Raw genomic sequence first — 13,989 nt, 5'->3', positions numbered from 1 at the left:
GTTCGCCCACGCGGAGCTCGCGCCGGTGAGCGGGGCGCGGGTGCCGCTGCTCGCCGTCCTCGGCCCCAGCGGCGTCGGCAAGACCACGCTGCTGTGTGGCGTGCTGCCGCGCCTGCGCGCCGGCGGCCTGCGCGTGGCGGTGGTCAAGCAGGCGTGCGACGCCTTCGACGTCGACACGCCCGGCAAGGACAGCTACGAACTGCGCAAGGCCGGGCTCGCGCGCACGCTGGTCACCGGCGTCGGGCAGACCGCGCTGATCGTCGAATCCCCCGCAGCGGCGCCGGCATCGCTCGCCGATGCGCTCGCGCTGCTGCCGACGGCGGGCCTCGACCTGATCCTGGTCGAAGGCTTCGCGACCGCCGGGCTGCCCGCGCTCGAACTGCGCCGGCGCGCCGTGCCGGCGCCCGCCCGCTACCCCGGTGATGCCGCCGTGCTGGCCGTCGCCACCGACGCGCCGCTGACGCCGGCGCCAGGGGTGGCGGTCTACGCGCTCGACGACCACCCCGCCATCGCCGCCTTCATGCTCGATTTCTGCGCCTCCCGGCGCACCGCGCCCACCCCGGAAGCCCAGCCATGACCCAGCCCCCCCTCGACCCGCAGCCGAGCTGCTGCGACGACTATGACCCGCACGCGCTCGGCGTGGAGGAGGCGCTGGCGCGCATCGACGCCGTCGTCGCCCCGGTGGCCGGCTGCGAGCGCGTGGCGCTGCGCGCCGCGCTCGGCCGGGTGCTCGCCGCCGACGTGATCGCGCCGGCGGACGTGCCCGCGCACGCCAACTCGGCGATGGACGGCTACGCGGTGCGCGCCGCCGACCTGCCGGCGGGCGGCAGCGTGAGCCTGCGCGTGGTCGGCACCGCGCTCGCCGGCGCGGCCTGGGACGGCACCCTCGGCGCCGGCGAGGCGGTGCGCATCATGACCGGCGGCGTGCTGCCGGCCGGCGCCGACTGCGTGGTGATGCAGGAGGCCGCGCTGCGCGATGGCGAAGAGGTGCGCATCGGCAGCGGTCATCGCGCCGGGCAGAACATCCGCCTGGCGGGCGAGGACCTGCCGCGCGGTGCGACCGTGCTCGCCGCCGGGCGCCGCCTCGCCCCGGCCGATCTCGGCGTGCTCGCCTCGCTCGGCCTGGCCGAGGTCACGGTGCGGCGGCGCCTGCGCGTGGCGTTCTTCTCCACCGGCGACGAACTGCGCTCGATCGGCGAAGCGCTCGACGCCGGCTGCGTCTATGACAGCAACCGCTACTCGCTCCACGGCCTGCTGACGCGCCTCGGCGTGGAGCTGATCGACATGGGCGTGGTGCGCGACGACGCGGCCGCGCTGCGCACGGCGTTCCGCGAGGCCGCGGCCTGCGCCGATGCGGTGATCAGCTCGGGCGGGGTGTCGGTCGGCGAGGCCGATTTCGTCAAGGAGATCCTCGGTGCGCTCGGCCACATCGACTTCTGGAAGATCGCGATGAAGCCCGGCCGGCCGCTCGCCTTCGGCCGCATCGGCGACGCGGTGTTCTTCGGCCTGCCGGGCAACCCGGTCTCGGTGGTGGTGACCTTCTACCAGTTCGTGCAGCCGGCGCTGCGGCGGATGATGGGGCAGAGCGCGACCGCGCCGGTACGGGTGCGGGTGCCGCTGCTGGCGGCGGTGAAGAAGCGCCCGGGCCGCGTCGAGTTCCAGCGCGGCGTGCTCGAACGCGCGGCCGACGGCAGCCTCGGCGTGCGCCCGACCGGCGAGCAGGGCTCGGGCATCCTGAGTTCGATCAGCCGCGCCGACTGCTTCATCGTGCTGCCGACGGCCTGTGCCGGGGGCGCCCCCGGCGACCTGGTCGACGTCGAGCCCTTCGAAGGCCTGTGCTGAGGCCATGCGTACCGCGGCTGCCGAGGGCATCAACCCGTCCCGTCGTCGCTGCCTGCGCGTGCTCGCCTGCGCCTGGCTGTTCGGGCCCGCGGCGCTGGCCGCCGCCGCCGGCGCCGCGCCGGCGCCGGTGCAGGCGACGCCCCTGCCAGCGCCGCAGGGCCGGCCGCTGCTGCGCGTGCGCGGCGCGATCAGCGTGCACAACACCGCGGAGGGGGCGGCGGCGTTCGACCGCACGCAGATCGACGCGCTGCCGGTCGAGACCATCCGCACGCGCACGCCGTGGACCGACGGCGTCGTCGCCTTCGAGGGACCGATGCTCACCGACGTGCTGGCGCGGGTCGGCGCAGAGGGGCGCATGCTCGAACTGACCGCCCTCAACGGCTACGTGGCGCAGGTCCCGGTGGAGGATGCCGAGCGCTATCGCCCGGTGCTCGCGCTGCGCGCCGACGGACACACGCTCGGCGTGCGCGAGCGCGGCCCGCTGTGGCTGATCTACCCGTGGGACGACTTCGCCGAGCTGCGCACCGAAAGCATCTACCGGCGCGCCGTCTGGCAGTTGTCCGAGATCGTCGTGGAGCCATGAGCCGCCGCTCGCTGCTCGCCTACGTGCCGCTGCTGGCGGCGGTGCTGGTGCTCGTGCTGGGCCTGTTCACCGTGCTGCTCGGCCTGCGCAGCCAGCAGATCGAGCAGCGCCGTGATTTCCGTGACGACCTGATCTATTTCGCCGCGCAGTTCAGCCGCGAAGCCAACGTGTTCGAGCGCCTGTTCGCCGCCGCCGCGCGCGGCGAGCGCATCGACCCCGAGGCGATGTCGGTCGCCTTCGACGTGCTCTGGAGCCGCGTCGGGGGCGCTTTCCAGGGTGCGCTCGGGAAGGTCTACCGCGAACTGCCCGACGGCGAGGCGACCGCGCTCGCCGGGCGCGCGCTGCTCGCCGAGATCGAGCCGGTGCTGGCCTCGGTGGGCCCCGGCGACCCCGCCCTGGCGCCGTTGCAGGCGCGTCTCCTGCTGCTGATCGAGCGCCTCAACAATCTGGTGCGCGAGGCCTCGCGCTTCCAGCAGGCGCAGGTCGAGGCGCGCCGCGACACTTTCGAGAGCAGCTACGCCCGCGCGCTGCTGATGCTGGGCGCGGCCGTGCTCGCCGGCGCGCTGCTGGTGCTGCTGCTGCTGCGCCGCCAGCGCGCGCTCGACGCGCTGCGCCGCGAACTCGAGGCGCACGTGGCCGAGCGCACCGCCGCGCTGGCACGCGTCAACGCCGACCTGCGCGAGGAGATCAACTGGCGCCGGCGGGCCCACGAAGCGATCCGCAAGCTCTCGCTCGCGCTGGAACAGAGCCCGGCCGCGGTGGTGATCACCGACCCCGACGGCGTGATCGAGTACGTCAACGCGCGCTACGCGCAGGCGTCCGGGCAGTCGGCGCTGGCGGCGGTCGGCACGCGGCTCGTGCTGGCGCACGCCGGCGGCGTCGATCCGCTGGCCCGCGCCCGGGCCGGCGGATCCTGGCAGGGCGAGGTGCAGCTCGACAGTGCCGGCGGCGGCGAGCGCTGGCAGAACCTCAGCGTCGCACCGGTGCGTGCCGACGACGGCCGCATCACCCATCTGCTGGTGATCCAGGAGGACATCACCCGGCGCAAGCACGACGAGTCGCAGCTCTTGTGGCGGGCGCATTACGACGAACTCACCGGGCTGCCGAACCGGGTGCTCGCGCTCGACCGGCTCGGCCAGGCGATGCGCAGCATCGAGCGCGGTGCCCGCGGGGCGCTGCTGTTCCTCGATCTCGACAACTTCAAGGCGATCAACGACCGCCTCGGCCACGACGTCGGCGATCGCGTGCTGCGGGAGGTCGCCGGGCGCCTGGGCGGCGCCGTGCGGGCCGAGGATACGGTCGCGCGTTTCGGCGGCGACGAATTCCTGGTGGTGCTGCCGCGGATCGACGACGCGCTCGAGGTCGAGCGCATCATCGAGCGCATGTCGAAAGCGGTGGCGGAGCCGCTGCGGCTCGGCGAGCACGAGCTGTTCACCGGTTTCAGCCTGGGGGCCGCGCTGTTCCCGGACGACGGGCGCGAGCCGTACGCGCTGCTGAAGGCGGCGGACACCGCGATGTACGCGGTCAAGGCCGAGGGCCGCGCGGGCTTTCGCTTCTACACCGGCAGGCTCAACCAGCTGGCGCACGAGCGCGCGCGCATCGAGTCGGCGCTGCGGGTGGCGCTGGTCCGCAACGAGTTCATGCTGGTCTACCAGCCGGTGTTCGATGCCGGCGGCAAGGCCCTGGTCGGGGCCGAAGCGCTGCTGCGCTGGCGCAACCCCGAGTTCGCCGAGGTGCCGGTCGATCGCTGGATCCGCATTGCCGAGGAGTCGGGGGCGATCGTCGAGATCGGCGACTGGGTGCTGCGCCGCGCCTGCGAGGAGGCGGCCGCCTGGGTGGACGCGCAGCCAAGCCTGCGCATTTCGGTGAACCTGTCGGCGCGGCAGCTGCGCGAGAACCACTTCCCCGGGCGGGTGCTGGAGATCCTCGCCGGCAGCCGCCTGCCGCCCGCGAACCTCGTGCTCGAGATCACCGAGCGCCTGCTGCTCGCCGACGACGGTGGCACCCGCGAGGCGATCGCCACGCTCGAAGGCGCCGGCGTGCGCTTTGCGATCGACGACTTCGGGACCGGGTACTCGTCGCTGGCGATGCTCAAGCGCCTGCCGAGCGGCATGCTCAAGCTCGATCGCAGCTTCATCGCCGACCTCGAGCGCGACGCCAGCAGCGGCGCCCTGGTCGAGGGCGCGATCACGATGGCGCGCGCACTGGGCATGAAGGTGGTCGCCGAGGGCGTCGAAACCGAGGCGCAGCGGGCCTTCCTCGCCACCCACGGCTGCGACTTCCTGCAGGGCTGGCTGTTCAGCCGCGCCGTCGCCGCGGCGGATTTCGCCGCGCGCTTCATCGGGCGCCCCCCCCGCCCGGCGCGCGCCCTGGTCGTCGTGCCGATCGCGGATGCCGTCCGGCGCTAGCCGCGCGCACCGCCCGTCCACACCCGGCGGGCGGCGTTAGTGCACGTGCCGCGGCGGACGGCGCGCGCCGGGCGGCCTGAAGAAGAACGGCTCGCTCATCGCGTGCGGGATGTCGAGGTGGACGCCGTGCACGCCGCGGCGCCCGCGACCGTGCCGCACGTCGACGCGCAGCCCGCGGGCGGCGGGTGCGACGACGACGCGCAGCCCGCCGGGTTCGGACGCCTCGGGCACGTCGACCACGCGCAGCACGAAGCCGCTGCATTCGCCCTTGCGCGCGGCGATCCGCAGCCGGCGCAGGCCGTGGAGGTCGAACTGCCGCGGCCAGACGAGGACGGCGGCGCACGCGCCCGAGGCGAGCGCCTGCTCGGCCGCCCCGAGCGCGTCGTGGCCGGCGCGCCCGTGCACCAGCAGCACGCGCCCGAGATCGATGCCGTGGTAGGCCAGCGCCGGCGCGTGGGGCAGCTGCGGCGGGGCGATCCACGCGATCCAGCGCTGCTGGCTGCGCGCCAGGCGCGCGAGCGCCGGCATCAGCAGCCCCAGCTCGCCGATGCCCGGCTGCTGGCTCAGCACCTCGGTGACGCCCGGGCACGGCCAGCCTTCGCCCGGCAGCAGTTCGTCGAGATCGGTGAAACCGCTGCTCACCCCGACCGGCCGGCGCGGCTGCGCCACGGGTGTGGAGGCGGGGGGCCGTTGGCGCGCCGGCGGATCCTCGAAGATCGGTTTCATGGGTGTCAGAGCCTCCCGTTGCGAATCACACCTACGGCGATGCCTTCGATGACCAGCGGATCGTGGTCGAGCCGGATCTCGATGGGGCTGAAATCGGGGTTGGCGGGCAGCAGGCGCACCCGCCGGTCGGAGCGTTCGAAGCGCTTGACGGTGACCTCGTCACCCAGGCGGGCGACCACGATCTGCCCGTTGCGCGCCTCGGGCGTGCGGTGCACGACCAGCAGGTCACCGTCGAGGATCCCGGCGTCGCGCATGCTCATCCCGCTCACCCGCAGCAGGTAGTCGGCCGCGGGGCGGAAGAGGGCGCTGTCGACCTCGAAGTGCGCCTCGACGTTCTGTTCGGCCAGGACCGGCGAGCCGGCCGCCACCCGCCCGATCAGCGGCAGGCCCGCGGCAGTCGCGGCCGGGCCGCCTTCCGGCGAGGCTTCCGCGAGCAGCCGGATGCCGCGCGCCCCGCCCGGCGTCAGCTCGATGGCGCCCTTGCGTGCCAGCGCCCTGAGGTGGGTTTCGGCGGCGTTGAGGGAGCTGAACCCCAGGCCCTGGGCGATCTCGGCCCGGGTCGGTGGCCTGCCGTGGCCCTGGATGTGCCGCTGGATGAAGGCGAGCACCCGCTGCTGTTTGACTGTCAATTCGTTCATGCGTGTAAATATATTCAGTATTCAGGGCGCGTCAAGGTAAGCCCGACGCACGGCTCAGGGATGCCGAAGAGGGCGGGACATGATCAATTAACTGGATGTTTTTTATTGTTGTTTTGACGGTTCGAGGTGAAGCGGCCTGGGCGCTGGTGCAAGTGCCTCCTGGCCGATGGGGGCTGCCGCCGCGCGCGCAGAGCGGCGCGGCGGCAGCGGCCGGCCCCGGTTCACGTCTACGGGTAGCGTGCCTTCGGCAGCTCGAAATGCGGGCCGTCGAGAAAGGCCTTCTTGCCGGCCTTGCGGCGGCGGGCGCTGTAATCGGCGACGAGGTCCTCGGTCGGCTCGGTCGAGTCGGTGAACGCCACGTCCCAGGCGCCGCCCCAGCGGATCGGGATGCCGAGTTCCCGCGCGGCCAGGCGGACGGCGTCGGCGATGCGGTAGATCGGCCCCCACTCCCAGCGCAGCTTGCCGTTGATGAACGGCACCAGATCGACCGCGTGGCCGGTGACGTGGCGGGAGTCCAGCGTCTGGCTGGCGCCGGCCGCGACCAGTTGCTTCTGTTCCTCGACGCTGCGGATGCCGTCGTGGACCGCGAAGTCCTGCACCGTCAACTGGATGGCGCGCCTGACGACGGCCACCAGATCGGGATGGACGCGGTCCAGTTCCTTGAGCGACTTGTCTCCGAGGGTGAAGGCCATGGGCGTCTCTCCTGTGGGCTCGGGGGCGGCCGGGCGCCGCGCACGCGGCCACGTGCCGAGGCGCCGGCCCGGAGCAAGCTAGCGGCTCGTTCCGGGCTGTCAAGGCGTGGGCGATGGCGCGACGGCGCCACCGCGGGAGGCGCGCGGGCCGCAGCCCGCGGCGACGCTCATCGGCGCGACGGCGTCACTCGCCGACCCAGGGATGGAACTGGAAGTAGAGCAGCAGCAGGGCGCCCAGCGCGATGCGGTACCAGGCGAAGGGGATGAAGCTGTGCTTGCTGACGTAGGCGAGGAACAGCCGCACGACGATCAGGCCGCTGATGAAGGCGGCGACGAAGCCGACGCCGAAGGTCGGCACGTCGGCCATCGAGAGCACGTCGCGCGCCTTGTACAGGCTGTAGAGGGTGGCGGCGAACATGGTCGGGATCGACAGGAAGAACGAGAACTCGGTCGCCGCCGGGCGCGACAGCCCGCACAGCAGCGAACCCATGATCGTCGAGCCCGAGCGCGACACCCCGGGGAACAGCGCGAAGCATTGTGCGAGCCCGATCATGAGCGCGGTGCGGCCGCTGATGGCGTCGACCTCGCGCACCGTGGGGCGGGCGTTGCGGCGTTCGATCAGCAGGATGACGAAGCCGCCGGCGACCAGCGCCGAGGCGACGCTGACCGGGTTGAACAGGTGCTCCTTGATCGCCTTGCTGAAGGCGAGCCCGAGCACGGCGGCGGGCAGGAAGGCGATCGCCAGGTTGAGCAGCAGGCGGCGCGAGGCGGATTCGCTGCCGAGCGTGCCGAGCACGTGGGCGATGCGCGCGCGGTAGTGCCAGACCACGGCGAGGATCGCGCCGAGCTGGATGAAGATTTCGAAGGTCTTGGCACGCTCGCCGGTGAAGGCGAGGAAGTCAGCGACGATGATCTGGTGGCCGGTGCTCGAGACGGGCAGGAATTCGGTGGCGCCTTCCACCAGGCCCAGGATCAGGGCCTTGAGCAGCAACAGGGTATCCAAGGGAGGTCCTCGCGGAGGCTGGATGTGCGGGTGCAAAAACGCCGCCATTCTAGCCGCAGCGGGGAAGGGGCGCGGAAGCGCCTCGACGCACGTGCCGGCGCCGGGCCCGCGGCCCCGGGCGGCGCCACGGCCGCCGACCGGGGGGACCGGTCGGCGGCCGTGGCGGGATGCCGGCGTCAGATGTGGAGGTCGGGCTGGTCGCCGTCGAGATCGTGGGTGATGTCGGCGAGGTGCTTGCGCAGTTCCTTGAGTTCGCGGTAGCGCTCGATCGAGCGCCAGGCCCTGGCTCCGGGGATCGGCGTGGCCGGCGCCGGGCCGGGCGGGCGTTGTACGCCGCTCTTGGAGGCGTTTTCGATATCGGAGTGTTCGCGCATGGGTGGACTCCTGGGTTCGTCCGCCTGTTGTCGGGCCGGGCGCGGCGGCTGCGGGGCCGGCCTGTGCTCGTCGTCGGGTCCATGCAAAACGAAGAGCTCGCGCGCTTGGAATAGGCGATCCCGGAGCGGTGTTCAAGGTCCGGGCGCTGTGACGGGCTGTATCCGTCGCCCGACGCGGGGGGCGGCATGCGTCCGCCGCCGCGTCTGCGGCGTATTGAGGCAGGCTACCCGCGACGCCGCGCACGGCCCGCGGTCCCAGTGTCCACCCGTCCTGCCGTCGGAGACCCGTCATGCTGATCCGCCGTTCCGCCACCCTCGCCCCGTCCGAGATCACCCCGCGGGCGCTGTTCGAGCAGCGTCGCCTGTTCCTCAAGGCAGGGGCCGCCACCGCCGCTGCCGCGCTGCTGCCGAACCTGCCGGCGCGGGCCGGCGACAGGCTCGCCGGCGTGGTCAAGACCCCCTACGACCCCGGCGAGCCGCCGACACCGCTCGCCGACGTCACCCGCTACAACAACTTCTACGAGTTCGGCACCGGCAAGGAGGATCCGGCGCGCAACGCCGGGCGCCTGCGCACGCGGCCGTGGAGCGTGACGGTCGAGGGCCACTGCGAGCGCCCCGGGCGCTACGACCTCGAGGACGTCCTGCGCTGGGCGCCGCTGGAGGAGCGCATCTACCGGCTGCGCTGCGTCGAGGCGTGGTCGATGGTGGTGCCGTGGGTGGGGCTGCCGCTCGCCGCCGTGCTCGCGCACGTGCAGCCGACGGCGCAGGCGAAGTACGTCGCCTTCGAGACCCTGTTCGATCCCGAGCAGATGCCGGGGCAGAACCGCAGCATCCTCGACTGGCCCTACCGCGAGGGCCTGCGCATGGACGAGGCCCTGCACCCGCTGACCCTGCTCGCGGTGGGGCTGTACGGCGAGGTGCTGCCGAACCAGAACGGCGCGCCGCTGCGCCTGGTGGTGCCGTGGAAGTACGGCTTCAAGAGCATCAAGTCGATCGTGCGCCTGCGCCTGGTCGAGACCGTGCCCGAGACCACCTGGAACCGCATGCAGCCCGACGAGTACGGCTTCTACGCCAACGTCAACCCGGCGGTCGACCACCCGCGCTGGAGCCAGAAGCGCGAGCGGCGCATCGGTGACCTGTTCAAGCGCGACACGCTGCCGTTCAACGGCTACGCCGAGCAGGTCGCCGCGCTCTACGGCGGCATGGATCTGAAGCGCTACTACTGAGCGGCGCGCGGGCCGGCGCACCCACGGCCGCCGGGCGCTTGCGGAGCGGATTACGCGCGCCGCGGGCGCCGGGATGGCGCGCCGCGGCGCCGTACCGCGCAGGCGTACAGGGACGTACGACGAGCATGAGCGAAGCCAGGCGCGCGGCGGGGGCGGGCGTGCTCAGTCGTCGTCGAGCGGGCCGAGGCGTGCCCGGCGCGTCAGCCAGTCGTCGAAGCGCTGCAGGTACAGGTACAGCGTCGGCGTGATGAACAGTGTCACGAACTGCGACACCACCAGCCCGCCGACCACGGCGAGGCCGAGCGGCTGGCGCAGCTCGGCGGCCGCGCCCCAGCCGGCGGCGATCGGCAGCGCGCCGGCCATCGCCGCGAGCGTGGTCATCATGATCGGGCGAAAGCGCAGCAGCGCGGCCTCGAAGATCGCCTGCTCGGGCGGGCGCGCCTCGCTGCGGCGCAGTTCGAGGGCGACGTCGATCATCATGATCGCGTTCTTCTTGACGATGCCGATCAGCATCAGCAGGCCGATGGTGGCGATCAGCGTCAGCTCCTGGCCGAACAGCATCAGCGTGGCGAGCGCGCCGACCGCCGCCGAGGGCAGCCCGGCGAGGATGGTCAGCGGGTGCACGAAGCTCTCGTAGAGCACGCCGAGCACCACGTAGATCACCAGCAGCGCCACGAACAGCAGCAGCGGCTGGCCGCGCGCGGCCTGCTGGAAGGCGTCGGCGTCGCCGGCGAAGCGCGTGGCGATGCTCGCCGGCCACTGGATCTCGGCCTTGATCTGCTCCAGCCGCGCGGTGGCGTCGCCGAGCGCGACCCCGGGCGGCAGGTTGAACGACACCGTCACCGCCGGCAGCTGCCCCTCGTGGTTGACCTGCACCGGGCCGACCGCGCGGCGCACGCTGGCGATGGTGGCGAGCGGCACCAGGCGCCCGTCGCCGCCGCGCAGGTAGAGGCGCTCCAGCGCGGTCTCGTCGCGGCGCAGCTCGTTGGGGAACTCGAGGAACACGTTGTAGCTGTCGGCGCTGGTGTAGATGGTCGAGATCTGGCGCTGGCCGAAGGCGGCGTAGAGCGCGTCGCGGATGTCGCCGATGGCGATGCCGAGCCGCGAGGCCTTGTCGCGGTCGATGTCGACGTGGGCCTCGAGCCCCAGCTGCGCGGCGTCGACGTTGACGTCGGTGAAGGTGCCGCCGGTGCGCATCGCCTGCATCAGGCGGTCGGCCCAGGCGGCGAGGTCGTCACCGCTGACCGCCTGCAGCACGTACTGGTAGCGGCTCTTCGTCATGCGCCCGCCGAGGCGCAGGTTCTGCGTGGCGTTGACGTAGCAGGTGACGCCGACGACGTTGCGCAGCGTCGCGCGCAGGCGCTCGATCACCACCGGCATCGCCTGGCGCTCGCCGCGTGCGCGCAGCGTCACGAAGATGCGCCCGCTGTTGCCGCCGCCGTAGGTGCTGGTGGCGGTGAGCACCGCCGGGTCGGCGCGCAGCAGCACGTCGACGTGCTTCAGGCGTTCGATCAGCGCCTGCGGGGCGATGTCCTGCGGCCCCTCGACGGTCACCGCGAGCTGCCCGGTGTCCTCGTCGGGGAAGAAGCCCTTGGGGATGGTCATGAACAGGTACACGGTGCCGGCGAAGGTCGCCGCGGTCAGCGTCAGCATCACGCCGTGGTGGCGCATGCTCCAGGCGAGCGCCGCGCGGTAGCCGCCGAGCAGGTAATCGAAGCCGCGCTCGAAGGCGCGCACCAGCGCGCCCGGGCGGTGGCCGGGATCGGGCTCGGGCAGGTAGCGCGCGCACAGCATCGGGATCAGCGTCAGCGACACCAGCGCCGAGATCAGCACGGCGAGCCCGACCACCACCGCGAACTCGTGGAACAGCAGCCCGATCGAGCCCTCCATGAAGAAGATCGGGATGAACACCGCCACCAGCGAGATCGAGATCGACAGGATCGTGAAGGTCAGCTCGCGCGCGCCGCGCAGCGCCGCGCGCCCCGGCGCCTCGCCGTGCTCCATGCGGCGGACGATGTTCTCCAGCATGACGATGGCGTCGTCGACCACCAGCCCGGTGGCCAGCGTCAGCCCGAGCATCGAGATGTTGTCGAGGCTGTGGCCCATGCCGAGCATGAACGGCGCCACCCCGACCAGCGACACCGGCAGCGCCAGCGCCGGGATCAGCGTCGCGGTGACGCGGCGCAGGAACAGGAAGCTGACCATCACCACCAGCACCACGGTGGCGAGGAAGGTCAGCTGCACGTCGTGGATCGATTCGCGCACCGAGGCCGAGCGGTCGTTGAGCGGGCGCAGGCGCACCGACTCGGGCATCTGCGCGGCCAGCCGCGGCAGCGCCGCGCGCACCGCGTCGACCACCGCGACGGCGTTGGCGCCGGGCTGGCGCTGCACGCCGAGCACGATCGCGCGCTCGCCGTTGACCCAGCTGCCGATGCGTACGCCCTCGTAGCTGTCGAGCACCTGGGCGATGTCGCGCAGGCGCACCGGGGCGCCGTCGCGCGTCGCCACGATCACCTCGCCGAAGGCGGCGGCGTTGGGCAGCTGGCGGTTGGCCTGCAGCGTCAGCACCTGGCGCGGGCCTTCGAGGTTGCCGATCGGGGTGTTGGCGTTGGCGCTGCGCAGCGCGTTCTCGATGTCGGCGAGCGTCAGCCCGCGCGCGTACAGCAGGTCGGGGTCGGGGTGCACGCGCACCGCGAACTTCTTGGCGCCGAACACCATCACCTGCGCCACGCCGGTGAGGGTCGACAGCGCGGGCGAGACCAGGTTGTCAGCGAAGTCGTTGAGCTCGGCGAGCGAGATCGACGGTGAGTCGAGCGCCAGCAGCAGCACCGACTGGTCGGCCGGATTGACCTTGCGGTACGAGGGCACGCTGGTCATGTCCTCGGGCAGCGCACGCTGCGCGCGCAGGATCGCCGCCTGCACGTCGAGCGCGGCGCCGTCGATGTCGCGCCCGTACTCGAACTCCAGCGTGATCATGGTGCTGCCGAGCGTGTTCGACGAGCTGATCGAGCTGATCCCCGAGATCGTCGCGAACTGCTTTTCGAGCGGCGTCGCCACCGTCGCCGCCATGGTGTCGGGGCTCGCCCCCGGCAGCAGCGCCGACACGCTGATGGTCGGCGTGTCGTAGGACGGCAGCGCGCTGATCGGCAGCCGCGACACCGCCACCGCGCCCGCCAGCACCAGCAGCAGGCAGGCGAGGATGGTCGCGACCGGCCGCGCGATGCACCAGGCGCCGAGGTTCACGACTTGGCGCCCTCGGCCGGCGCCTCGCGCACCTTGCCGCCGGGGCGCAGGTTGACCGCGCCTTCCAGCACCACGCGCTCGCCGGCCTCGGCGCCGTCGATCAGCGCGAGGTCGTCGACCACGCGCAGCAGCCGCACCGGGCGCTGCGTCACCGTGGCATCGGTGCCGATCACGTACAGATAGGGACCGTTCTGGCCGTTCTGCACCGCCGCCAGCGGCAGCACGTGCGCGCCGCGGTCGGTCGCCGCGCGCACGCGCACCTCGACGTACTGCCCCGGCCACAGCCGCGTCTGCGGATTGGCGAACTCGGCCTTCAGGCGGATGGTGCCGCTGGCGCTGTCGACGCTGCTGTCGATGAAGCTCAGGCGCCCCTGCAGGCGCTCGCCGCTCTGCGGCTCGCGCGCGCTCACCGGCACCGTGACGCCGGCGGCGAGCGCATCGCGCAGCGCCGGCAGCTCGCGCTCGGGCAGCGTGAAGGCGACGCTGATCGGGTCGGTCTGGGTGATGACCAACAGCGGCGGGGTCACGCTCGGCTGCACCAGGCTGCCGGCGTGCCAGTTGATCTCGCCGACGCGCCCGGCCGACGGCGCGGTGATGGTGCTGTGATCGACGTTGACGCGCGCCTCGGCGATCGCCGCGCGATCGGACTGCACCTGCGCGCGCAGCGCCTTGACCGCGAACGCCGAGCTGTCGAGCGCGCTCTGCGCGACCAGCCGCCGCGTCGCGAGGTCGCGGTTGCGCTCCAGCGTGCGTTCGGCGTCCTCGAGCAGCGCCGAGTTGCGGCCGAGATCGGCCTCGGCCTTGGCGAGCTGGGCGACCTGCGTGCTGGCGTCGAGCGTGAACAGCGGCGCGCCGGCGGCAACCGATTCGCCTTCGCGCACGTGCACGCGCTCGATCACCGCGGCGATCTGCGGCCGTACCTCGGCCACCGCGAGCGGCGTGACGATGCCGGTGGTCGGCAGCTCGCGCGGCACGTCGCGCTGCTCGACCGTTGCCACGGTGACCGGCACCGCGCGGGCGCCGCGGGCGGCGCCGGCCGACGGGGCGCGCTCGCCGCAGCCGGCGGCGGCGACGGCGGCGAGCAGCACGAGGGCTGCCCGCAAGGGGTTCGGGGAGATGGACACGAAGGCTCCGATGAGGCGGCGGGCGGGACATACCCCGTGACGATGGGTGGTGCGCGGTGCGGTCGCCGGACCTGCCGGGAAGACCGCGTACCACCAGCCTCGGTTTCGCCGGGCGCGGCGTCAATGGCCG

12 protein-coding genes are annotated in these 13,989 nt (G+C 72.9%); 5 read left to right on the top strand and 7 right to left on the bottom strand.

All coding sequences use genetic code 11. The annotated features are described in order from the left end of the window. Positions 1-25: 25 nt before the first annotated feature. The 4 genes from mobB to EV699_RS11470 are packed head-to-tail and all read left to right on the top strand — an operon-like array spanning position 26 to position 4,833. Positions 26-577 (top strand): molybdopterin-guanine dinucleotide biosynthesis protein B, encoded by a 552-nt coding sequence (gene mobB, locus EV699_RS11485; protein ID WP_132542786.1) that lies wholly within the window; start codon positions 26-28, stop codon positions 575-577. Next, a complete protein-coding gene (gene moeA / locus EV699_RS11480; protein WP_132542784.1) occupies positions 574-1,842 on the top strand; it encodes a molybdopterin molybdotransferase MoeA in 1,269 nt (422 codons plus the stop codon). The genes mobB and moeA overlap by 4 nt, the downstream gene beginning before the upstream one ends. Positions 1,843-1,846: 4 nt before the next feature. Next, entirely contained in the window at positions 1,847-2,425 is a 579-nt protein-coding gene (locus EV699_RS11475; RefSeq protein WP_243662642.1) for a putative pterin-binding protein, read from the top strand. Next, positions 2,422-4,833 carry a putative bifunctional diguanylate cyclase/phosphodiesterase gene (locus EV699_RS11470; RefSeq protein WP_132542782.1) on the top strand — a complete coding sequence of 804 codons (2,412 nt, stop codon included), beginning with the start codon at positions 2,422-2,424 and terminating at the stop codon, positions 4,831-4,833. The genes EV699_RS11475 and EV699_RS11470 overlap by 4 nt, the downstream gene beginning before the upstream one ends. 36 nt (positions 4,834-4,869) lie before the next feature. On the opposite strand, the gene imuA is transcribed toward EV699_RS11470, so the two are convergent. From imuA to EV699_RS11445, 5 genes are all read right to left on the bottom strand, one after another. Then, the gene (gene imuA / locus EV699_RS11465) at positions 4,870-5,559 is read right to left on the bottom strand and encodes a translesion DNA synthesis-associated protein ImuA (RefSeq protein ID WP_132542780.1); all 690 of its coding nucleotides are present in this window, start codon (positions 5,557-5,559) and stop codon (positions 4,870-4,872) included. 5 nt (positions 5,560-5,564) lie between these two features. Then, positions 5,565-6,197, bottom strand: coding sequence for a transcriptional repressor LexA (lexA, locus tag EV699_RS11460; RefSeq protein ID WP_132542778.1), 633 nt, complete (start codon positions 6,195-6,197; stop codon positions 5,565-5,567). Between the two features lie 227 nt (positions 6,198-6,424). After that, positions 6,425-6,889 carry a M15 family metallopeptidase gene (locus EV699_RS11455; protein WP_132542777.1) on the bottom strand — a complete coding sequence of 155 codons (465 nt, stop codon included), beginning with the start codon at positions 6,887-6,889 and terminating at the stop codon, positions 6,425-6,427. 184 nt (positions 6,890-7,073) lie between these two features. After that, positions 7,074-7,892: an undecaprenyl-diphosphate phosphatase gene (locus tag EV699_RS11450; RefSeq protein ID WP_132542775.1), complete on the bottom strand. Its 819-nt coding sequence runs from the start codon at positions 7,890-7,892 to the stop codon at positions 7,074-7,076. 176 nt (positions 7,893-8,068) lie between these two features. Continuing rightward, positions 8,069-8,266 carry a hypothetical protein gene (locus EV699_RS11445; protein ID WP_132542773.1) on the bottom strand — a complete coding sequence of 66 codons (198 nt, stop codon included), beginning with the start codon at positions 8,264-8,266 and terminating at the stop codon, positions 8,069-8,071. Between the two features lie 290 nt (positions 8,267-8,556). Between EV699_RS11445 and msrP the strand changes: the two genes are divergently transcribed. After that, a complete protein-coding gene (msrP, locus tag EV699_RS11440) occupies positions 8,557-9,492 on the top strand; it encodes a protein-methionine-sulfoxide reductase catalytic subunit MsrP (RefSeq protein ID WP_132542771.1) in 936 nt (311 codons plus the stop codon). 162 nt (positions 9,493-9,654) lie between these two features. Here msrP and EV699_RS11435 read toward each other — a convergent pair whose 3' ends face one another. Beyond that, the gene (locus tag EV699_RS11435) at positions 9,655-12,735 is read right to left on the bottom strand and encodes an efflux RND transporter permease subunit (RefSeq protein ID WP_132542769.1); all 3,081 of its coding nucleotides are present in this window, start codon (positions 12,733-12,735) and stop codon (positions 9,655-9,657) included. After that, on the bottom strand, positions 12,732-13,859 hold the full coding sequence (locus EV699_RS11430; protein WP_165904107.1) for an efflux RND transporter periplasmic adaptor subunit: 1,128 nt from the start codon (positions 13,857-13,859) through the stop codon (positions 12,732-12,734). Before EV699_RS11430 ends, EV699_RS11435 begins: the two co-directional genes overlap by 4 nt. Positions 13,860-13,989: the final 130 nt, after the last annotated feature.

This window comes from Plasticicumulans lactativorans (genome assembly GCF_004341245.1).
Lineage (GTDB): Bacteria > Pseudomonadota > Gammaproteobacteria > Competibacterales > Competibacteraceae > Plasticicumulans_A > Plasticicumulans_A lactativorans.
This window is presented reverse-complemented; position numbering and strand designations above follow the sequence as displayed.

Coding starts and splice junctions, on each gene's coding strand:
- EV699_RS11445 (WP_132542773.1), bottom strand. CDS start 8,266: ATGCGCGAACACTCCGATATCGAAAACGCCTCCAAGAGCGGCGTACAA.
- msrP (WP_132542771.1), top strand. CDS start 8,557: ATGCTGATCCGCCGTTCCGCCACCCTCGCCCCGTCCGAGATCACCCCG.
- lexA (WP_132542778.1), bottom strand. CDS start 6,197: ATGAACGAATTGACAGTCAAACAGCAGCGGGTGCTCGCCTTCATCCAG.
- EV699_RS11475 (WP_243662642.1), top strand. CDS start 1,847: ATGCGTACCGCGGCTGCCGAGGGCATCAACCCGTCCCGTCGTCGCTGC.
- EV699_RS11455 (WP_132542777.1), bottom strand. CDS start 6,889: ATGGCCTTCACCCTCGGAGACAAGTCGCTCAAGGAACTGGACCGCGTC.
- imuA (WP_132542780.1), bottom strand. CDS start 5,559: ATGAAACCGATCTTCGAGGATCCGCCGGCGCGCCAACGGCCCCCCGCC.
- EV699_RS11470 (WP_132542782.1), top strand. CDS start 2,422: ATGAGCCGCCGCTCGCTGCTCGCCTACGTGCCGCTGCTGGCGGCGGTG.
- moeA (WP_132542784.1), top strand. CDS start 574: ATGACCCAGCCCCCCCTCGACCCGCAGCCGAGCTGCTGCGACGACTAT.